General features: G+C 70.5%; 23 protein-coding genes and 1 tRNA gene. 3 read left to right on the forward strand and 21 right to left on the reverse strand.

From position 1 onward, the window contains the following. Window positions 1–76 precede the first annotated feature (76 nt). Complete coding sequence (locus RC2_RS14535) at window positions 77–679, reverse strand: ANTAR domain-containing response regulator (protein ID WP_068152559.1); 603 nt, start codon at window positions 677–679, stop codon at window positions 77–79. Window positions 680–800: 121 nt separating this feature from the next. On the opposite strand from RC2_RS14535, the gene RC2_RS14540 reads away from it, so the two are divergent. Further along, window positions 801–877 (forward strand) — tRNA-Leu (locus RC2_RS14540). Window positions 878–887: 10 nt separating this feature from the next. Here RC2_RS14540 and RC2_RS14545 read toward each other — a convergent pair. The 3 genes from RC2_RS14545 to RC2_RS14555 are packed head-to-tail and all read right to left on the reverse strand — an operon-like array spanning window position 888 to window position 2,180. Beyond that, complete coding sequence (locus RC2_RS14545; protein WP_068152561.1) at window positions 888–1,271, reverse strand: hypothetical protein; 384 nt, start codon at window positions 1,269–1,271, stop codon at window positions 888–890. After that, window positions 1,268–1,714 (reverse strand): ImmA/IrrE family metallo-endopeptidase, encoded by a 447-nt coding sequence (locus RC2_RS14550; RefSeq protein ID WP_082895735.1) that lies wholly within the window; start codon window positions 1,712–1,714, stop codon window positions 1,268–1,270. The genes RC2_RS14545 and RC2_RS14550 overlap by 4 nt, the downstream gene beginning before the upstream one ends. A gap of 40 nt (window positions 1,715–1,754) precedes the next feature. Further along, window positions 1,755–2,180, reverse strand: a complete 426-nt coding sequence (locus RC2_RS14555) for a helix-turn-helix domain-containing protein (RefSeq protein WP_068152564.1) — start codon at window positions 2,178–2,180, stop codon at window positions 1,755–1,757. 132 nt (window positions 2,181–2,312) lie between these two features. Here RC2_RS14555 and RC2_RS14560 point away from each other — a divergent pair, with 132 nt between their 5' ends. Further along, complete coding sequence (locus RC2_RS14560; RefSeq protein ID WP_068152566.1) at window positions 2,313–2,573, forward strand: helix-turn-helix domain-containing protein; 261 nt, start codon at window positions 2,313–2,315, stop codon at window positions 2,571–2,573. Here the strand turns inward: RC2_RS14560 and RC2_RS14565 are convergent. From RC2_RS14565 to RC2_RS14605, 9 genes are all read right to left on the reverse strand, one after another. After that, window positions 2,548–3,417 carry an acyl-CoA thioesterase gene (locus RC2_RS14565; protein ID WP_068152631.1) on the reverse strand — a complete coding sequence of 290 codons (870 nt, stop codon included), beginning with the start codon at window positions 3,415–3,417 and terminating at the stop codon, window positions 2,548–2,550. The two genes, RC2_RS14560 and RC2_RS14565, sit on opposite strands and share 26 nt — an antisense overlap. Before the next feature lie 45 nt (window positions 3,418–3,462). Beyond that, window positions 3,463–4,881, reverse strand: a complete 1,419-nt coding sequence (gene pyk, locus RC2_RS14570; protein WP_068152569.1) for a pyruvate kinase — start codon at window positions 4,879–4,881, stop codon at window positions 3,463–3,465. A 125-nt stretch (window positions 4,882–5,006) separates the two neighbouring features. Beyond that, window positions 5,007–5,621: a TM2 domain-containing protein gene (locus RC2_RS14575; RefSeq protein ID WP_068152572.1), complete on the reverse strand. Its 615-nt coding sequence runs from the start codon at window positions 5,619–5,621 to the stop codon at window positions 5,007–5,009. Continuing rightward, complete coding sequence (gene lgt / locus RC2_RS14580) at window positions 5,618–6,637, reverse strand: prolipoprotein diacylglyceryl transferase (protein WP_068152577.1); 1,020 nt, start codon at window positions 6,635–6,637, stop codon at window positions 5,618–5,620. Before lgt ends, RC2_RS14575 begins: the two co-directional genes overlap by 4 nt. After that, window positions 6,634–7,440: a tryptophan synthase subunit alpha gene (trpA, locus tag RC2_RS14585; RefSeq protein WP_068152634.1), complete on the reverse strand. Its 807-nt coding sequence runs from the start codon at window positions 7,438–7,440 to the stop codon at window positions 6,634–6,636. Before trpA ends, lgt begins: the two co-directional genes overlap by 4 nt. A 23-nt stretch (window positions 7,441–7,463) precedes the next feature. After that, window positions 7,464–8,702 (reverse strand): tryptophan synthase subunit beta, encoded by a 1,239-nt coding sequence (trpB, locus tag RC2_RS14590; RefSeq protein ID WP_371828714.1) that lies wholly within the window; start codon window positions 8,700–8,702, stop codon window positions 7,464–7,466. A gap of 83 nt (window positions 8,703–8,785) precedes the next feature. Next, window positions 8,786–9,595, reverse strand: coding sequence for an indole-3-glycerol phosphate synthase TrpC (gene trpC / locus RC2_RS14595; RefSeq protein ID WP_068152582.1), 810 nt, complete (start codon window positions 9,593–9,595; stop codon window positions 8,786–8,788). Window positions 9,596–9,709: 114 nt separating this feature from the next. Further along, window positions 9,710–10,393, reverse strand: coding sequence for a TIGR02234 family membrane protein (locus tag RC2_RS14600; RefSeq protein WP_068152586.1), 684 nt, complete (start codon window positions 10,391–10,393; stop codon window positions 9,710–9,712). Further along, a complete protein-coding gene (locus RC2_RS14605; RefSeq protein WP_068152588.1) occupies window positions 10,390–11,934 on the reverse strand; it encodes an anthranilate synthase component I in 1,545 nt (514 codons plus the stop codon). The genes RC2_RS14600 and RC2_RS14605 overlap by 4 nt, the downstream gene beginning before the upstream one ends. A gap of 76 nt (window positions 11,935–12,010) precedes the next feature. On the opposite strand from RC2_RS14605, the gene RC2_RS14610 reads away from it, so the two are divergent. Continuing rightward, entirely contained in the window at window positions 12,011–12,490 is a 480-nt protein-coding gene (locus RC2_RS14610; RefSeq protein ID WP_068152591.1) for a MarR family winged helix-turn-helix transcriptional regulator, read from the forward strand. Window positions 12,491–12,503: 13 nt separating this feature from the next. On the opposite strand, the gene hisI is transcribed toward RC2_RS14610, so the two are convergent. Genes hisI through hisD form a run of 8 tightly spaced genes read right to left on the reverse strand, consistent with a single transcriptional unit; the run spans window position 12,504 to window position 19,000 of the window. Beyond that, window positions 12,504–12,857, reverse strand: coding sequence for a phosphoribosyl-AMP cyclohydrolase (gene hisI, locus RC2_RS14615; RefSeq protein ID WP_068152594.1), 354 nt, complete (start codon window positions 12,855–12,857; stop codon window positions 12,504–12,506). After that, the gene (gene hisF / locus RC2_RS14620; RefSeq protein ID WP_068152597.1) at window positions 12,854–13,627 is read right to left on the reverse strand and encodes an imidazole glycerol phosphate synthase subunit HisF; all 774 of its coding nucleotides are present in this window, start codon (window positions 13,625–13,627) and stop codon (window positions 12,854–12,856) included. Before hisF ends, hisI begins: the two co-directional genes overlap by 4 nt. Further along, complete coding sequence (locus RC2_RS14625; protein ID WP_068152600.1) at window positions 13,624–14,454, reverse strand: inositol monophosphatase family protein; 831 nt, start codon at window positions 14,452–14,454, stop codon at window positions 13,624–13,626. The genes hisF and RC2_RS14625 overlap by 4 nt, the downstream gene beginning before the upstream one ends. Further along, window positions 14,451–15,197: a bifunctional 1-(5-phosphoribosyl)-5-((5-phosphoribosylamino)methylideneamino)imidazole-4-carboxamide isomerase/phosphoribosylanthranilate isomerase PriA gene (gene priA / locus RC2_RS14630; RefSeq protein ID WP_068152604.1), complete on the reverse strand. Its 747-nt coding sequence runs from the start codon at window positions 15,195–15,197 to the stop codon at window positions 14,451–14,453. Before priA ends, RC2_RS14625 begins: the two co-directional genes overlap by 4 nt. 11 nt (window positions 15,198–15,208) lie before the next feature. Further along, complete coding sequence (gene hisH / locus RC2_RS14635; protein ID WP_068152606.1) at window positions 15,209–15,850, reverse strand: imidazole glycerol phosphate synthase subunit HisH; 642 nt, start codon at window positions 15,848–15,850, stop codon at window positions 15,209–15,211. Continuing rightward, window positions 15,847–16,476, reverse strand: a complete 630-nt coding sequence (hisB, locus tag RC2_RS14640) for an imidazoleglycerol-phosphate dehydratase HisB (RefSeq protein WP_068152610.1) — start codon at window positions 16,474–16,476, stop codon at window positions 15,847–15,849. Before hisB ends, hisH begins: the two co-directional genes overlap by 4 nt. Then, window positions 16,473–17,669, reverse strand: a complete 1,197-nt coding sequence (locus RC2_RS14645) for a histidinol-phosphate transaminase (protein WP_068152613.1) — start codon at window positions 17,667–17,669, stop codon at window positions 16,473–16,475. The genes hisB and RC2_RS14645 overlap by 4 nt, the downstream gene beginning before the upstream one ends. After that, window positions 17,666–19,000 carry a histidinol dehydrogenase gene (gene hisD / locus RC2_RS14650; protein WP_068152618.1) on the reverse strand — a complete coding sequence of 445 codons (1,335 nt, stop codon included), beginning with the start codon at window positions 18,998–19,000 and terminating at the stop codon, window positions 17,666–17,668. The genes RC2_RS14645 and hisD overlap by 4 nt, the downstream gene beginning before the upstream one ends. Window positions 19,001–19,088 lie beyond the last annotated feature (88 nt).

Genomic DNA, 19,088 nt, shown 5'->3' on the forward strand with positions numbered 1-19,088 from the left:
GTGGGCACGGCCAGATTTGACGTCGACGTAACGTGGCACCGCGCGGGCGTCCGCCGACGCACCTCGACGGACGTGATCACGCGGTGTCGGAGGCCGGCCCGAGCGTCTCGACGACGATGCCCGCCACGGCCTTCATGGTGGTGCGTCGATCCATCGCGGCCCGCTGAATCCACTTGAACGCCTCGGGTTCCGAGAGGGACTGCGACGTCATCAGCAAGCCCTTCGCCCGATCGACGAGTTTGCGCGTGTCGAGTCGATCCCTCAGATCGGCGACCTCGCCCTCGAGTGCCCTGATTTCCGCGAACCGACTGGTGGCCAGCTCCACGGCCGGCACCAGATCGGTCTTGGAGAACGGCTTGATCAGGTACGCCATCGCGCCCGCATCGCGAGCCCGTTCCACCAGTTCGCGCTGACCGAACGCCGTCAGGATCACCACCGGTGCCACTCGTTCCGCAGCGATCTCCGAGGCGGCGTCGATACCGTCGCGCCTCGGCATCTTGATGTCCATGATCACCAGATCCGGCCGCGTCTCGCGCGCGAGGTCCACCGCCCGCTGACCGTCCGCGGCCTCGCCGACCACCTCGTACCCCTCCTCGCGCAGCATCTCGACGAGGTCCAGCCGAATGAGCGACTCGTCCTCCGCGACGACCACCCGACGAGCCCGTGACTCTGCACTCATCGCCCACCTCCTCGGGTTCGCCGACCGCCGCGTCGCGCTCGGGCACTGCGAGGGTACCGGTGCGGCCCGGCGCGCCTCGATCTTCTACACTCGAACACCGCACCGCCTCCGCGGCGCACACGCCCTCGTATCCCAATTGGCAGAGGAAACGGATTCAAAACCCGTGCAGTGTGAGTTCGAGTCTCACCGAGGGCACCACGATCCACCGTCACCCCAGCGTCCGCACGTCGAGCGAGAAGGTGAACCCCGGGTCGCCGTCGCGCATCGCGATCCGAAGCACGTGACGCCCGGTCGTCCGGCAGCGCAACGCAATCGGGAACGCCACGGCCTGCTGTTCCCCGTCGAGACTCCCCGAGACCGGTAGCACGGCGGTGTGCACGGGCTCGTCGCTCACGGTGTCCGACACCGACACTCGCATCTCCCCCGGCACCCCGACGTCGTCGGGTCCGCGTTGCAGGAGCACCACCAGATAGGCCTCCAGGGTGTGCGTCAGATCCGGCAGCACGCACCAGTCCCAGACCGCGCCGAGGACGTCGAGCTTGTCGTCGGCCCGGCGGGCGTAGTCGGCCAGGAAGGCCCCGGTCACGATCATGGTGCGTCACTCCCGTTCTCGCCGTTCGCCTCGACCGCGGCCGCGACGACACGCCGTTCGAGCTCGGTCAGGGCGGTCAGCCGTGCCTGCACGGCGGTCACGTCCACCCAGAGGTGCTCGGCGAGCTCCGTCAGGGATTCGGTGCCGCACCACCGAACGGCGTCGACCAAGGCGTCGAGCGACACCAACCGCCGCGCCGCGATGTCCTCGACCACCCGTTCCTCGCGGCGCCGGCCGCGCGCATCCCCGATCGGACGACCCCGTTCGAGATGGACCAGCTCGTGTGCCAGCGTGGCGCGACGGCCCGCCTGCCCCAGCTCGCGGTGGAGCCAGATCCGGCGGCCGACCAGCGCGCCGTCCAACCCCGGCGCCAACGCGTGTCTGGTCACGACCTCCACGGTCGGGTCGTCGGCGATCTCGCGCCACGGGTCGTAGGGCTGCACGACGCCAGTGTGCCGGGACCGTCCGACAGCGGGACCCGGGTCAGCTCCCCGCGCGGCGTGCGGCGTGCAGTTCGCTCACGGGTGGCGGCGCGTCGTCCTCTCGACGCGCGTCGTCCTGCGGGGCATCGTGATCGCTCGCCGCGGCGCGGGCGAGACGGCGGCCGATGGCCGTCAGCAGTTCGTCGTCGGTGAGGGCGGACGCGCTGGCCGCCAACTCGACCGTCGCGTCGACCTCACCGGCCTCGAGGTACCCCGCGACCACCAGTGCCTCGACCGGATTGCGACCGAAGTGACGCGCCACGGCGATCACTCGATCCGCACTCGGCGTGTTCTTTCCCAATTTCCAGCGCGACACCGATGCCGGATCCACCCCTGCGGCCCGCGCGATCTCCACCTGTGATGCCTTGTCGGTGACGCGGTTCAGGTATTCCCACCACGTCTCCCCACCCCCGGACGTCTCCACCATGGCGCGAACACTACTGACACGGACGCAACTCCTCTCGGAGTGTCGCCGATTGCCCGACCGCTATTGCGTGTGTACCTTCCCTGTCGTGCCCGCAACACCTGCGGCACGATCGATGACTCGGGGGGATTGTCGATGGCTGTCGTCAAGCTGGACAGAGCAGGTCTGGAACGTCTGCGTCGCTACGCGGACATCACCACGGACGGCGAACTCGCCGCCCGCATCGGGGTCGATCCGGCCACCGTCTCGCGCATTCTCAGCGGCAAGTGCGCGCCCGGCACCAAGTTCATCGCCGGCGTGCTGACCGAATTCGGGTCGGAGGCGTTCGGCGAGGTCTTCGTGGTCGCCGACGACTCGGCCGACGAGCGGGTCAGCGCGACGGGAAGTGGCGGATGAGCCCTTCCTGCACCACCGTCGCCACCAGATCGCCGTTCCGCGAGAAGAATCGACCGGTGGCCAGGCCACGAGATCCCGCCGCGACCGGGGATTCCGTGGCGTACAGCAGCCAATCGTCGAAGACGAACGGACGGTGGAACCAGATGGAGTGGTTGACCGTCGCGGCGACGATGCGATCGAAGCCCCACGACAACCCGTGCGTGGTGATGATCGAATCCAGCACGGTGGTGTCGGACGCGTACCCGAGCGTGGCGACGTGCAGCGTCGGGTCCTCCGGAAGCGGCCCGTCGGCCTTCATCCAGACACGGTTGTGGTTCAGGCGTTCGCCGGTGCCCTTCATGACCCAGGCGGGATCGTTGGCGTAGCGCATGTCGATGGGCTTGAGCGCCTCGACGAACATCTGCAGTCGATCCTCGTAGCCGTCGAAATGGTTGCCCAACGGCGGCAGTTCCTCGGGGTACGCGACCTCGGGCACGCTCACGCTGTGCTCGAGGCCGCCGCGGGAATCCTGGAAGGCGGCCAGCATGACGAACAACTCGTCGTCGTCCTGCAGGGCGGTGACCTGTCGGTTCGCGAACGCACGCCCGTCCCGGTGGCGGTCGACGCGGTACTCGATGTCGCGCTTGACGTCGCCGCCGCGGATGAAGTGTGCGTTGATCGCGTGGACGGGCCGCCGGCCGTCGACGGTGCGACCGGCGGCCACCAACGCCTGCCCGATCAGCTGACCGCCGAACGTCCGACTGCCCACCTCCGCCGGATGACGGCCGACGAAGGTGTCCTCACCGGTCTGCCTCAGGTCCAGAATGTCGAGCAGAACGCTCAGATCACGCGAACGTTCCTGCACGGCAGTGCGGTCCCCACCGCCTGCCGTCTCCCCCCGGTCGACCACTCAGCGGTCCTCTTCTCCGATTCGGTGCACGTGGATCAAGTTGGTGGAGCCTACCGTGCCGGGAGGCGCTCCGGCGACGATGACCACCTGGTCACCACGGTTGTACCGGTCGAGTTGGAGCAGGGCCTTGTCGACCTCCACGACCATTCCGTCGGTGGTCTCGACGAACGGCACCAGGAAGGTCTCGGTGCCCCACGTCAGCGCCAACTGACTCCGCACCTCCGGGATCGAGGTGAACGCCAGCAGCGGCAGGCGCGAGTGCAGGCGTGCCATGCGGCGGACAGTGTCGCCGGACTGCGTGAACGCCACCAGTGCCCGGGCGTCGAGGCGCTCGCCGATGTCGCGTGCCGCGTAGGAGATGACACCGCGCTTGGTGCGCGGAATGTGGGACAACTGCGGAACCGCGTCACCCTCGATCTCGACGGTCTCGACGATGCGCGCCATGGTCCGCACCGTCTCCATGACGAACTTGCCCACCGACGTCTCGCCGGACAGCATCACGGCGTCGGTGCCGTCGAGCACGGCGTTCGCGACGTCGGATGCCTCGGCGCGGGTGGGCCGGGAGTTCTCGATCATCGACTCGAGCATCTGCGTCGCGACGATGACGGGCTTGGCGTTGGCGCGAGCGATCTGGATGGCGCGCTTCTGCACCAGCGGCACCTGCTCGAGCGGCAACTCCACACCGAGGTCGCCGCGGGCGACCATCACGGCGTCGAACGCGAGGACGATGGCCTCGAGGTTGTCGACGGCCTCCGGCTTCTCGAGCTTGGCGATCACCGGGACTCGGCGGCCCACGCGGTCCATGACCTCGTGCACCAGTTCGATGTCCGCCGGCGAACGCACGAAGGACAGTGCGATGAAGTCGACGCCGAGCTTCAACGCGAATTCGAGGTCGGCGACGTCCTTCTCGGACATCGCCGGAACCGAGACGTTCATCCCCGGCAGGGACACTCCCTTGTTGTTGCTGACGGGGCCGCCCTCGACCACGCGACAGACGACGTCGTTGCCCTCGACGCCGGTCACGACGAGCCCGACCTTGCCGTCGTCGACCAACAGGCGGTCACCCGGCTGCGCGTCCTGCGCCAGTTCCTTGTAGGTGGTCGACACACGATCGTGCGAACCCTCGCACTCGTCGACCGTGATGCGCACCTGCTCGCCGTTGGCCCAGGTGGTGCGTCCCTCGGCGAACCGCCCGAGGCGGATCTTGGGGCCCTGCAGGTCGGCGAGGATGCCGACGGCCTTGCCGGTGGCGTTGGATGCGGCGCGCACGCGCTTGTAGTTAGCCTCGTGATCGGCGTGGTCACCGTGGCTGAAGTTCAGACGGGCCACGTCCATTCCACTCTCGACGAGATCCTTGATCTTCTCGTCGCTGGCGGTGGCTGGTCCCAGGGTGCATACGATCTTCGTCCGTCGGCTCACGCGCCTCAGCCTAGCCCTACCGGGACCCGGTTCTCCATCGCCGCGCGGCGGATATGTCTTGACAAAGCAGGCTACCGATCAGTAGTTCATCCGCTCGCCGCGTGCGGTTGGCGCAATCGCCCCGATCAGGGGCGCAACAGCCGCCCGTCACCGTCACGCGGCGTCCCCGCGAGGACGACGATGCCGTCGACCAGGCACCACAACCACCCGACCACGAGCAGCGGGAGACCGAACACGATGCCGATGATCGTCAGGCACAGCAGCACGCCGACGACGAACACCGACAGCTGCGCGATCGCGATGGCGTTGGTTCCCATGTAGAACCGCCCGATGCCGATCGGCAGCGCGAAGACCAGCGGCACGAGCTGCAGCAGCCCCGCCACCACCTTGGACTTCTCGCCGTACGGCTCACCGGTCTGCTGGTGACGGCCGTAGGGAGCGGACGGATCGACCCACCCGCCGAACGGCGGCGCGCCGTACGGGTTCGGGGCGTACGGGTTCGTCGGGAGCGGCTGCTGCTGATACCCCTGCTGCTGATACCCCGGCTGCTGATACTCCGGTGACGAGGCGCCGTACTCGGGCAGCGGCGGGTAGGACGGGTACGCCCCCGCCTCGCCGCCGGGGCCGTCCCCGGACCGGGATCCGGACGAGGCGTCGCCGGCACCCTTCTGCAGGTTCGGACGGTAGTGCTGGGTGTCCTGTGTCTCGTCCGGCCGATAGCGGTCGTAGGGCTCCGTCACGACGGCTCCTGTGTGCTCGATTCCTGCTGTCCCGACTCGCGCTCGCTCGACGGTTCCGGAGCCGCACCGGCATTCACGGTGTTCTGTGTCTCGTTCCCGGTCTCGCTCGCGTCTCCGCCGTCCTTCTCGGGCTCGGTCACCGCGCGATCCTTCGTCACCAGCGTCGCCGGATCCTCACGCCCCTTCCGAGCGAGCACCACGTAGGCAGCGGCGAGCAGGAACACGATGCCCGACGTGAAGGAGTTCACGCGGATTCCGCCGATCAGGGTGGCGTAGTCGGTGCGCATCAGTTCGATGGCGAACCGGCCCGCGCAGTAGCCCGCGACGTAGAGGGCGAACACGCGGCCGTGGCCGATGCGGAAGCGGCGGTCCACGATCACCAGCAGGATCACCACGACGACGTTCCACAGCAACTCGTAGAGGAACGTCGGGTGCACCACGCGTTCCACCAGACCGGTCGAGACCCCGGTGAGGGAGTCGATGCGACCGTTCGCATCGACCCGCTGATAGATCTCCAGACCCCACGGCAGGGTGGTCTCCCGGCCGTAGAGCTCCTGGTTGAAGTAGTTGCCGATGCGGCCGATGGCCTGGGCCAGCAGGATCGGTGGGGCGACGGCGTCACCGAAGGCCGGCAGCGGGATCCCACGTCGGCGACACGCGATCCACGCGCCGATGCCGCCCAGCAGCACCGCACCCCAGATGCCGAGGCCGCCCTGCCAGATCTTCAGGGCGTCGATCGGGTTGCCGCCCTCGCCGAAGTACGTCGGCGCGTCGGTGATCACGTGGTAGAGCCGGCCACCGATCAGGCCGAACGGCACCGCCCACACGGCGACGTCGAGCACCGTGCCCTTGTCGCCACCGCGAGCGACCCACCGACGATCGCCCCACACGATGGCGACGACGATGCCGATGATGATGAACAGGGCGTAGGCGCGCAGCGCCAGCGGTCCGGCGTACCAGACGCCCTGGGGCGGACTGGGAATGTACGCGAGCACCGAGGCGGTCCCGGCGGTCATCGCGCGGACTCCGCTGCCGATCGCACGCCGCGCGCGAGTTCCTCGGTCAGCGACGCCACGGCGCCCGCCCCCTCGTTCACGGCCGAGACGAGGGCGGATCCCACGATCACCGCGTCCGCGTAGGCGGCGATCTCGGCGGCCTGCTCACCCGACCGCACGCCCAGGCCGATGCCGATCGGGATGTCCGAGTGCACGCGAATGCGGGCGGCGAGCTCCGGCGCGGCCGACGACACGACGTCGCGGGCACCGGTCACACCCATGGTCGACGCGGCGTACACGAAGCCGGACGACGACTGCACGGTCCGCGAGAGGCGCTCCTCGGTCGACGACGGCGCGACGAGGAAGATGCGGTCGAGGTGGTGCTCGTCGGAGGCCTGCAACCAGTCCCCCGCCTCGTCGGGAATGAGGTCGGGGGTGATCATGCCGAGTCCACCGGCCGAGGCGAGGTCGGCGGCGAAGCGGTCCACGCCGTACTTCATGACCGGGTTCCAGTACGTCATGACGACGGCGGCGCCGCCGGCCTCGGCGACGGCCTCGACGACGGTGAAGACGTCGCGTACACGTGCCCCGTTGGTCAGTGCGGTTCCCGCCGCCGCGGCGATGGTGGGCCCGTCCATGACTGGATCGGAGTACGGCACGCCGACCTCGACGATGTCGCACCCGGACTCGACGAGCGCGCGCACCGCGTCTACGGACCCCGCGACCGTCGGGAATCCGGCGGGCAGGTAGCCGACCAGTGCCGCGCGACCCTCCCCGCGGGTGGTCTCGAACACGCCGTCCAGCCGAGCCGGACCCGCGTGCATCGGAATGGGGGTGGGAGTCTCGCTCACCGGATGTTGCCCTTCTCGTCCAGAATGCCGAAGTAGGTGGCGGCGGTGTCGACGTCCTTGTCGCCACGACCGGACAGGTTGATCAGGATCACCGCGCCCTCACCCAGCTCGCGCCCGAGGACCAGTGCGCCCGCCACCGCGTGCGCGGACTCGATGGCCGGGATGATGCCCTCGGTACGGCTGAGCAGTCGGAAGGCGTCCATGGCCTCGGCGTCGGTGACCGGGCGGTACTCGGCGCGGCCGATGTCGTTGAGGTACGAGTGCTCCGGGCCGACGCCCGGGTAGTCCAGGCCCGCGGAGATCGAGTGGGATTCGACAGTCTGGCCGTCTTCGTCCTGCAGCAGGTAGGAGAACGCGCCGTGCAGGGCGCCGGGCGAACCGGCACCGATCGTCGCGGCATGTCGGCCCGTCTCGACGCCGTCGCCGGCCGCCTCGAGGCCGACCAATCGGACTCCCGGATCGTCGATGAAGGCGTGGAAGATGCCGATCGCGTTGGACCCTCCGCCGACACAGGCGGCGACGGCGTCGGGCAGACGACCGAGCGTGTTCAGCATCTGCGCACGTGCCTCCAGGCCGATGATGCGCTGGAAGTCGCGGACCATCATGGGGAACGGGTGCGGGCCGGCGACGGTGCCGAAGCAGTAGTAGGTGCCGTCGGCGTTGGTCACCCAGTCGCGGAGCGCCTCGTTGATGGCGTCCTTCAGGGTGCGAGAGCCGCTGGTGACCGCGACGACGTCCGAGCCGAGCAGCTTCATGCGAGCGACGTTCAAAGCCTGCCGCTCGGTGTCCACCTCGCCCATGTACACGACGCACTCGAGACCGAGGAGCGCACACGCGGTGGCCGTGGCGACGCCGTGCTGCCCGGCACCGGTCTCGGCGATGACCCGCGTCTTGCCCATGCGCTTGGCCAGCAGAACCTGTCCCAACACGTTGTTGATCTTGTGCGATCCGGTGTGGTTCAGATCCTCCCGCTTGAGCAGGATCCGGGCGCCCCCGGCGTGCGCGGCGAGGCCGCGGGCCTCGAAGATCGGGGACGGCCGGCCGGTGTAGTCCCGCTGCAGCCGGTCCAACTCGTCGAGGAAGTCACGGTCCGCGCGGGCCTTCGTGTACTCGGTGGTGACCTCGTCGATCACGCCCATCAGCGCCTCGGGGACGTACCGGCCGCCGTACTTGCCGAAGTGGCCGCCGAGGTCCGGATCGTGAGTCGTGCGATCGGTCAACCCGTCGCTGGACACGGGGAGCGGGTTCCGCCCGGGCGCAGAGGTAGTCACTCCACGAGTCTGCCCGATGCCGCCCTCACCCGACGAGTCGGGTGAGGTCAGCGGCGAGGCTTGGGGCAGGACGGATGCGTCCCCGCGGCCACCAGATCACGGACCGCGGTCCGGGGATCTCCACTGGTGACGAGGCCCTCGCCGACGAGCACGGCGTCGGCGCCCGCGCCCGCGTACGCCAGGAGATCCGCGGTGCCCTTCACTCCGGACTCGGCGATGCGGATGATGCTGGACGGCAGCCCCGGCGCGATGCGCGCGAACGTGTCCTGATCGACCTCGAGCGTCTTGAGATTGCGGGCGTTGACACCGATCACGGTGGCGCCGGCCTCGAGCGCCCGATCCGCTTCCTCCTCGGTGTGCACCTCGACGAGCGGCGTCATGCCGAGGGACTCCGTGCGGTCGAGCAGCGAGACCAACGCATCCTGTTCGAGCGCCGCGACGATCAGCAGGATCATGTCCGCACCGTGCGCCCGCGCCTCGTGGATCTGGTAGGGACCGACGATGAAGTCCTTGCGCAGCACGGGAATGTCCACGGCGCGTCGGACCGCGTCGAGATCGGCGAGCGAGCCGCGGAACCGCCGTTCCTCGGTGAGCACGCTGATGACCCGAGCGCCGCCCTCCTCGTACGCCCCGGCGAGCACCGCCGGGTCCGGGATGTCGGCGAGCGCACCCTTGGACGGGCTGGCGCGCTTGACCTCGGCGATGACGGCGATGCCGTCCTCGGCCAGGGCAGCGGCGGCGTCCAACGGCGGCCGCGCGGCAGCGGCGGCCTTCTTCACACTGGCGAAATCGACGACGGCCTCACGGGCCGCCGCGTCGGCGCGAACGCCGTCGAGGATCGAGTCGAGAACGGTCATCGTGTCCCCCGCGTCCTTTCGCCAGGTGCGTGGATGTGAGGTGTGGCTCATCCACGCCAAGAGCCTAGAGGCCCCCGGAACGGCCACGGCCACTGGGTGTCCGGGTGGTCCGGATCATCTCTCGGGGGTGCGGTCGGTCCCGGTCGCGTCCGGCGCGGTCGGGTCCCGGCCGGCGTCGAGCGCGTCCCAGAACGCGCGTTCGGAGACGTCCCCGGTGTCGCCGGACTTCCCGGGCCGCTCCGCCGCCGCGGCGCTCGCCGACGTCTCGGACGCGTGTTCGGCCCGTTCCCGACGGACCGCCGGCGCGTCGTACCGCGAGGACAGTCCCCGCGTGGATCCGGCCGCCCGCGCGATCGTCACGGCGCCGACCAGGGCCAGCAGCGACCCCAGCACGGCGAGTGCGGCGGGCCACCGGGACGCGCGCGCCGAGAGCACCTCGGCGCGGTCCGGCAGTTCTGCGAGCGCCGCTGCTCGCCCGACGTCGACCGTCGTCACCAGCAGGGTCACCGCCGGGATCGCCGCCGCCACGGCGACGAGCACCACCACGGCGGCCACCAGCACCGTCCACCGCCCGCGCACCGCGAAGGTCGCGGCGATAGCGGCGATCAACACCAGCGCCAACGGCGTCGTCGCGGCCGCCCAGGTCGCACCGAGGAGGGACTCCGCGCGGGGCTCGCCGAGACCGTCGGAACTGACCACCCGCACCCACGTCGCGCGCGAGGACGCCCACAGTGCGGCCGCCCCGAGCGCGAGCAGCAGGACCGCCACGGCGAGCGACCGACGTGCCGACGTGCTCACCGGTCGTCCCCGTACCGACGCACCGTCTCCGCGGCCGCGACGGCGCCCAGGACGGCCATCGCCTTGTTCCGCGCCTCGGTGTCCTCGTATTCCGCGACGGAGTCGGCCACCACGCCCGCGCCCGCCTGGACGAACGCCGTGCCGTCCTTCATCAGCGCCGAGCGGATGCAGATGGCCGTGTCGGCGTCGCCCGCGAAGTCGAGGTAGCCGACGATCCCGCCGTAGACGCCGCGGCGGGTCGGCTCGAGCTCGTCGATCAGTTCCATGGCGCGCACCTTCGGCGCGCCGGAGAGCGTGCCGGCCGGGAAGCACGCCCGGACGGCGTCGAGCGCGTGGCGTCCGTGATCGAGCCGACCGGTGACCGTCGAGACCAGATGCATGACGTGGCTGTACCGCTCGACGTGCCGGTAGTCGGTGACCTTCACGGTGCCCGGCTCGCAGACCCGGCCGAGATCGTTGCGGCCGAGATCGACCAGCATGAGGTGCTCGGAGTTCTCCTTCTCGTCCGCGAGAAGGTCCTTCTCCAGCAGCAGGTCGTCCTCCTCGCTGGACCCGCGCCAGCGGGTGCCCGCGATCGGGTGCGTCGTCGCGACCCCGTCCGCGACCGTGACCAGTGATTCCGGACTGGACCCGACGATGGAGAACGCGGTGGACCCGTCGGGAGCCGGGACGTGCATCAGATACATGTAGGGGCTCGGGTTCGACGCGCGCAGCATGCGGTAGACGTCGATGGGTGCGGCGTCGGTGTCCATCTCGAAGCGCTGCGAGAGCACCACCTGGAACGCCTCGCCGGCCTCGATCTCCGACACCAGGCGGTCGACGTCGGCGCCGAATCCCTCGGACGTGCGCTGGCGACGGTAGACGGGCGTGGGGCGGGAGAACCCGGCCACCGTCGACTCCGCGGGAGCCGACAGCGCCGCGGTCATCCGGTCGAGCCGCGCCACGGCGTCGTCGTACGCCTCGTCGACCCGCTCGTCGGTGCCGTTCCAGTTCACCGCGTTCGCGATGAGCGTGATCGCCCCCTCGTGGTGGTCCACGGCCGCGAGATCGGTGGCCAGCAGCATCACCATCTCCGGGATCTGCAGGTCGTCCTCGGTGGTCTCGGGGAGCCGCTCGATGTACCGCACGGCGTCGTAGCCGAGATAGCCGACCATGCCTCCGGTCAGCGGCGGGAGATCGGCGAGCCGTTCGCTGCGCAGCAGCTCCAACGTCGCCCCGAGCGCGTCGAGCGGATGTCCGCCGGAGGGCGCACCCGAGGGCACCTCGCCCATCCAGACCGCCTCGCCGTCGCGCACCGTCAGCGCCGACGGGCTGCCCGCGCCGATGAAGGACCATCGCGACCACGACCGCCCGTTCTCGGCCGATTCGAGCAGAAAGGTTCCCGGCCGATCCGCCCCCAGCTTGCGATAGGCCGACAACGGAGTCTCCGAATCGGCGAGCACCTTGCGCGTGACGGGGACGACGCGGTGCTCGGCGGCCAATCGCCGGAAGACCTCGCGCGAGGTGGTGGCGGCATCGACGGGGTCGGTCGTGACGGACATGCGGTCATTGTCCCGGGTGGCGGGGTATCGGGTACCACGGCACCCGGGCGCTCCCGCCGGTGCGAGACTGACCGGCATGGCAGAGACGCGGTGGCTGACCGCCGAACAGCAGACGGCGTGGCGGGTTCTGGTGGCGTTCACCACGCGGCTGCCGGCCGCACTCGATACCCAGCTGCAGAAGGACTCTGGGCTGACGCACTTCGACTACTTCGTGCTGTCCACCCTGTCGGAGGCTCCCGGCCGTCGGCTGCAGCTGCGGGTGCTCGCGGACTTCGCCAATGCCTCGCTCTCCCGGCTCTCGCACGTGATGACGAAACTCGAGAAGGCCGGCTGGGCGCGGCGGGAGACGACGCCGGGTGTCCGCGGATCGCAGGCCGTGCTGACCGATGCGGGACACGCCAAGGTGGTGGACACGGCGCCGGGCCACGTCGATACCGTGCAGTCCCTGGTCTTCGACGGGCTCGACGACGAGCAGGTCCGCACTCTCACCGAACTCGGCACGACGCTGCTGGACACCCTCGACGCCGGTATCGCGCGCGGCCGACGCCAGGTGTGACGGCCGGGGCCGATCAGCCGTCGGAGAGCAGGACGTCCGCGTCGAAGCAGGTGTGGTCGCCGGTGTGGCAGGCCCCGCCCTCCTGATCGACCGTGAGCAGCACGGTGTCGCCGTCGCAGTCCAGCCGCACCTCGTGCACGTACTGCGTGTGGCCCGAGGTCTCGCCCTTGACCCAGTACTGCCCGCGCGAGCGCGACCAGTAGGTGCCCGTGCGGGTCGCCAGGGTCATCGCCAGCGCGGTGTCGTCCATCCACGCCACCATGAGGACGTCGCCGGTGCCGCGCTCCTGCGCCACGGCACAGACCAACCCGTCCTCGGTGCGCTTCAGCCTGGCGGCGATGGCCGGATCCAGCGTCGGAGCACTCATCGGACCGGCACCCCCTCGGCGCGCATCGCGGTCTTGACGTCGCCGACGGTCATCTCGCCGAAGTGGAAGACGCTGGCCGCCAGCACCGCGTCGGCCCCGGCCTGCACCGCGGGCGCGAAGTGCTCCACGGCTCCGGCGCCGCCGCTGGCGATCACCGGCACCGACACCGCGGCGCGCACGGCGCGGATCATCGCCAGGTCGAACCCGGCCTTGGTGCCGTCCGCGTCCATCGAGTTCAGCAGAATCTCCCCCACCCCGAGGTCGGCGCCGCGCTGCGCCCACTCGACGGCGTCGATGCCGGTGCCGCGTCGACCGCCGTGGGTGGTGACCTCCCACCCGGACGGGGTCGGCGACTCGCCGTCCGACACCGTACGCGCGTCGACCGACAGCACGATGCACTGCGACCCGAATCGAGAGCTCAACTCGCGCAACAACTCCGGACGCGCGATCGCCGCGGTGTTGACCGACACCTTGTCGGCCCCGGCGCGCAGCAGGGCGTCGACGTCCTGCACGCTGCGGACGCCACCGCCGACCGTCAGCGGGATGAAGACCTGCTCGGCAGTGCGAGTCACGACGTCGAGCATGGTCGCGCGGCCGCCCGACGAGGCGGTCACGTCGAGGAAGGTCAGCTCGTCGGCACCCTCCGCGTCGTACTTCGCCGCGAGTTCCACCGGATCGCCGGCGTCGCGGAGGTCGGCGAAGTTGACGCCCTTGACCACCCGGCCCGCGTCGACGTCGAGACACGGGATGACGCGCACGGCGAGGCTCACGGGCGGGGTCCTTTCGGGCGATGGTCGTCGGGGTCACCGATCGCGCGCACGAGGTCGAGGACCTCGTCGTGCACACCGGGGGCGGCGGCGAGGACCGACCGCGAGGCGATGGTCCACTCGTCGCCGGCCAGGTCGGTCACGACGCCGCCCGCCGCGCGGACGAGCATGGCCCCGGCGGCGTTGTCCCAGGCATGGTGACCGAACACCAGGGAGGCCCCGAGCGTTCCCGCGGCGGTGAAGGCGAGGTCCAGGCCGGTCGAGCCGTGCATGCGAATGCGCGACGACACCCGGCTCAGCTCGGTGAGGATCTGTAGTCGGTACGCGCCCGGCAGGCGCCCGCGGCTGTCGGCGTTGAACGCACCGAACCCCACCATGGACGAGCCCAGGGTGGTCGGTCCCAACGCGGGCAACGCCTCCTCGCCGCGGTGGACGGGTCCACCGTCGACGGCCCAGAAGCGGTGCCCGGACAGGGGCAGCCAGGTGAGACCGATCACCGGACGACCGTCGACCAGCAGAGCGAGAAGCGTTCCGGCCGTGGGCAACCCGTAGGAGTAGTTGAACGTGCCGTCGATCGGGTCCAGCACCCAGACGGCGCCGGACTCGAGGTCGGGACCGCCGAACTCCTCACCGTGCACCGGGATGGACGTGCGGTCCTCGAGCTCGCCGGTCAGGCGACGTTCGAGCTCGAGATCGACGGCGGTGGCGAAGTCGTCCGGGCCCTTGGCCACGGCACTGGGCGCGCCGACCCCGGCCAGGAAGCGGTCGTGGACACCGTCGAGCAGGGCCCGCGCGTCGGCCGCCAACCGGTCGAGGTCCAGCGACGTCACGCGGACGCGCCGCCGGACACCGCGGCGAGCGCGTCGGGCAGCGTGAACTTGCCGGCGTAGAGCGCCTTGCCGACGATCGACCCCTCGACCCCGCGGTCCGTCAGGGTCGCGATGGCCCGCAGGTCGTCGATGGTGGACACGCCGCCCGACGCGATGACGGGCGCCTCGGTGGCCGCGCAGACCTGCTCGAGCATCTCGAGATTGGGGCCGGTCAGCGTGCCGTCGCGGGTGACGTCGGTGACGACGTACCGGGAGCAGCCGTCGCGGTCGAGGCGCTCCAGCACCTCCCACAGATCGCCGCCGTCGCTGACCCAGCCGCGGCCGCGCAGACGGTGCTCCCCGTCGACGATGCGCACGTCCAGCCCGACGGCGACGCGGTCGCCGTACTCGCCGATGGCCCGTCGGCACCACTCGGGATCCTCGAGGGCCGCGGTACCGAGGTTGACCCGAGCGCAGCCGGTGGCGAGCGCGGCGCGCAACGACTCGTCGTCGCGGATGCCGCCGGACAGCTCCACCTTCACGTCGAGCTCGCCCACCACCTCGGCCAGCAACTCGCGATTCGAGCCCCGCCCGAACGCGGCGTCGAGGTCGACCAGATGGACCCACTCCGCACCGTCGTTCTGCCACGCGAGCGCGGCGTCACGGGGTGAGCCGTAGGCGGTTTCGCTGCCGGCCTCCCCCTGGACGAGACGAACGGCTTGTCCGTCGGCGACATCGACGGCGGGAAGAAGTACCAGGCTCACGTGCGGAAAGATTACGCGAGGGTGCGCACCCAGTTCTCGAGCAGGGTGGCGCCTGCGTCGCCCGACTTCTCGGGGTGGAACTGCGTGGCCGACAGCGGGCCGTTCTCCACCGCGGCGAGGAACTCGCCACCGTGATCGGCCCACGTGAGAACCGGCGCGGCGAGGCTGTCGCTCGGCAGCATCTCCCACGTCTGCACGCCGTAGGTGTGGACGAAGTAGAAGCGGGTGTCCGGGTCCATCCCGGCGAACAGCACGCTGTCCGCGCCCGGCCGCACGGTGTTCCACCCCATGTGCGGCAGCACCTCGGCCTGCAGACGCTCGACGGTGCCGGGCCACTGGCCGCAGCCGGTGGCGGGCTCGTCGAACTCGACACCGCGGTCGAACAGGATCTGCATGCCGACACAGATGCCGAGCACCGGACGGCCACCGGCGAGACGCTTGTCGATCAGCTCGTCACCGCGCACGGACAGCAACCCGTCCATGCACGCCGCGAACGCGCCCACCCCGGGCACCACGAGGCCGTCCGCCGCCAGCGCGACTCGGTGGTCGTCGGTGACGGTGACGTCGGCACCCACGCGCGCGAGGGCGCGCTGCGCGGAGTGCAGGTTGCCCGAGCCGTAGTCGAGCAGGGCGACCGACGGGGTCGACGTCACAGGGTTCCTTTCGTGGACGGCACGCCCGTCACCCGCGGGTCGGGCTCGACGGCCTGACGCAGCGCCCGCGCGACGGCCTTGAACTCCGCCTCGGTCACGTGGTGCTGGTCGCGGCCGTAGAGCACCCGCACGTGCAGGGCGATCCGGGCGTTGAGCGCGATGGACTCGAAGACGTGACGGTTGATCACCGTTGCGTACGGCGTTCCGGGGTAGCCCCCGATGACGGCGTGCAGCAGGTGGTCCGGCTCGCCGGTGTGCACGCAGTAGGGGCGTCCCGACACGTCCACCGCGGCGTGGGCCAACGTCTCGTCCATGGGAACGAACGCATCGCCGAAGCGGCGGATTCCCTTCTTGTCGCCCAGCGCCTCGCCGAGGGCCTGACCCAGCACGATGGCGGTGTCCTCGACGGTGTGGTGCGCCTCGATCTCGATGTCGCCCTGCGCCCGCACGGTCAGATCGAACGACGCGTGGGTTCCCAGCGCCGTCAGCATGTGGTCGAAGAACGGCACGCCGGTGGAGACGTCCACGGTGCCGGTGCCGTCGAGGTTCAGCTCGACGGCGATCGACGACTCCTTGGTGGTGCGCTCGATCCGGGCGATACGCGGGGGGTTGACGGTGCTGGTCACGAGGGTCCGTTCTGCATCGAGGACGTGGAAGTGAAAGTGGTCGAGGTGGTGACGGGCGTGCGATCCGGGAACAGGGTCGTCGCGAGCTGCGCGCTCACGTCGAGGAACCGATCGTTCTCCGACTCCAGGCCGATGGTGACGCGCAGATGGCCGTCGATGCCGACGTCGCGGATCAGGACGCCGTGCTCGAGGTACGTCGACCACACGGCGGCGGCATCCTCGAAGCGGCCGTAGAGCACGAAGTTCGCGCTCGACGGAATCACGTGGAAACCGAGCCGGGCGAGCTCGGCGGACACCCGATCTCGCTCGGCGGACAGCGCCGCGACCGAGGCGAGGGTCTCGTCCGCGTGCCGCAGCGCGGCCCGCGCGGCGACCTGGGTGAGCACCGACAGGTGGTACGGCAGTCGCACCAGCAGCAGCGCGTCGACGACGGCGGGCGCCGCCACCAGGTAGCCGAGGCGCCCGCCGGCGAAGGCGAACGCCTTGCTCATGGTGCGGCTGACGATCAGACGCGTCGGGAACTCGTCGATCAACGTCACCGCACTGGGCGCGTCGGAGAACTCCGCGTACGCCTCGTCGACCACGAGGATGCCGGTGGTCGCCTCCGCCAGTCGACGCACGTCCTCGGTCGAGAGCGCGTGGCCGGTCGGGTTGTTCGGGCTGGTCACGAAGACGACGTCGGGTGCGAGCCGGTCGAGCGCGTCGACGGCGGCGCCGATGTCCAGCGAGAAGTCCTCGCGGCGGTGGACGTCGAGGAACTCGGTCTGCGTCCCGGCCGAGATGATCGGGTGCATGGAGTACGACGGCACGAATCCGAGCGCGCGTCGTCCGGGCCCACCGAAGGCCTGCAGGACCTGCTGCAGGATCTCGTTGGATCCGTTGGCCGCCCACAGGTTGTCGACGGTCACCGGCACGCCGGTGCGCCCCGCGACGTACGACGCCAGGTCGGTGCGCAACGCGACGGCGTCGCGGTCCGGATACCGGTGCAGGTCGGCTGCGGCATCGCGGACCGACGTGGCGACGTCGTCGATCAACGCCGTCGTCGGTGCGTGCGGGTTCTCGTTCGTGTTCAGCCGAACGGGCACGTCCAGCTGCGGGGCGCCGTACGGCGACTTGCCGCGCAGCGACTCGCGCAGCGGCAGATCGGTCAGCTCGGCCGCGCCTCCCGGAACACTGCCGCCGGAGCCGGTCACAGCGCCTCGAATCGCACCCGCACGGCGTCGCCGTGGGCGGGCAGGTCCTCCGCGTTCGCCAGGGCGACGACGTGCGTCGCGACGTCCGCGAGGGCGTCGCGCGAGTAGTCGACGATGTGGATGCCGCGCAGGAACGTCTGCACGGACAGCCCGGACGAGTGCCGGGCGCAGCCCGCCGTCGGGAGCACGTGGTTGGACCCGGCGCAGTAGTCGCCGAGGCTGACCGGCGCCCACGGTCCGACGAAGATCGCGCCGGCGCTGCGGACCCGCGCGGCGACGTCCGAGGCGTCCCGCGTCTGGATCTCGAGGTGCTCGGCGGCGTACGCGTCCACGGTCCGGATGCCGTCGTCGATCGTGTCGACGAGGACGATCCCGGACTGCTCGCCGGCGAGCGCGGTACGCACCCGCTCCACGTGCTTGGTCCGTCCGATCTGCTCTGCAACCGCCGCGTCGACGGCGTCGGCGAGCTCGGGCGAGGTGGTGACCAGGACACTGGCCGCGAGGACGTCGTGCTCCGCCTGCGAGATCAGGTCGGCGGCGACGTGCGTGGGGTCGGCGGTGTCGTCGGCGAGGATCGCGATCTCGGTGGGCCCGGCCTCCGAGTCGATGCCCACGACGCCGCGGCACAGCCGCTTGGCGGCGGTGACGTAGATGTTGCCCGGACCGGTGATCATGTCGACGGGCGCCAGTTCCGCACCGTCGGTGTCGCGGCCGCCGTAGGTCAGCAGCGCGACGGACTGGGCACCGCCGACGGCCCACACCTCCTCGACCCCCAGCAGCGCCGCGGCGGCCAGAATGGTGGGGTGCGGGAGCCCGCCGAACTCGGCCTGCGGGGGCGACGCCACCACCAGGGACGACACGCCCGCCACCTGGGCGGGAACCACGTTCATGACCACCGAGGACGGGTAGACGGCGTTGCCGCCGGGAACGTAGAGACCCACGCGATCGACCGGCACCCACTTCTCGGTGACCGTGCCGCCGGGCACCACCTCGGTGACGGTGTCGCTCCGGCGCTGGTCGCCGTGGACGATGCGGGACCGTTCGATGGACACCTCGAGCGCGGCGCGCACGTCCGGATCGAGCTCCGCGAGCGCGCGGTCGAGGGCCTCCGCAGGCACGCGCACGGTCTCGGGGCGCACGCCGTCGAACTGCTGCCCGTAGTCCAGAGCGGCGTCGGCGCCGCGCTCACGGACGGTGTCCACGATCGGCGTCACCAGATGCAGCACCGAGTTCACGTCCACTCCGCCTCGCGGGAGTACCGACCGGAGCTCGGTCGTGGACGGGGAGCTGCCGCGGAGATCGACGCGTCTCAGCTCGGTGCGGGCGGTCATGTGAGGTCCTTTCGGGGACGGCTCGACGAGGGAATTGCCTGTCGATTATCGCGCATCGTCGACGCCGTCACCCGACCGGAGTGCCGAC

The organism is Rhodococcoides corynebacterioides NBRC 14404, assembly GCF_001894765.1.
GTDB classification, from domain to species: domain Bacteria; phylum Actinomycetota; class Actinomycetes; order Mycobacteriales; family Mycobacteriaceae; genus Rhodococcoides; species Rhodococcoides corynebacterioides.

Coding starts and splice junctions, on each gene's coding strand:
- trpA (WP_068152634.1), bottom strand. CDS start 7,440: ATGCACGCGGGTCCGGCTCGGCTGGACGGCGTGTTCGAGACCACCCGC.
- lgt (WP_068152577.1), bottom strand. CDS start 6,637: ATGACCGCCGGGACCGCCTCGGTGCTCGCGTACATTCCCAGTCCGCCC.
- RC2_RS14545 (WP_068152561.1), bottom strand. CDS start 1,271: ATGATCGTGACCGGGGCCTTCCTGGCCGACTACGCCCGCCGGGCCGAC.
- RC2_RS14535 (WP_068152559.1), bottom strand. CDS start 679: ATGAGTGCAGAGTCACGGGCTCGTCGGGTGGTCGTCGCGGAGGACGAG.
- trpC (WP_068152582.1), bottom strand. CDS start 9,595: ATGACCGTTCTCGACTCGATCCTCGACGGCGTTCGCGCCGACGCGGCG.
- hisI (WP_068152594.1), bottom strand. CDS start 12,857: ATGAGTGCTCCGACGCTGGATCCGGCCATCGCCGCCAGGCTGAAGCGC.
- RC2_RS14610 (WP_068152591.1), top strand. CDS start 12,011: ATGGCAGAGACGCGGTGGCTGACCGCCGAACAGCAGACGGCGTGGCGG.
- hisD (WP_068152618.1), bottom strand. CDS start 19,000: ATGACCGCCCGCACCGAGCTGAGACGCGTCGATCTCCGCGGCAGCTCC.
- RC2_RS14605 (WP_068152588.1), bottom strand. CDS start 11,934: ATGTCCGTCACGACCGACCCCGTCGATGCCGCCACCACCTCGCGCGAG.
- RC2_RS14555 (WP_068152564.1), bottom strand. CDS start 2,180: ATGGTGGAGACGTCCGGGGGTGGGGAGACGTGGTGGGAATACCTGAAC.
- RC2_RS14560 (WP_068152566.1), top strand. CDS start 2,313: ATGGCTGTCGTCAAGCTGGACAGAGCAGGTCTGGAACGTCTGCGTCGC.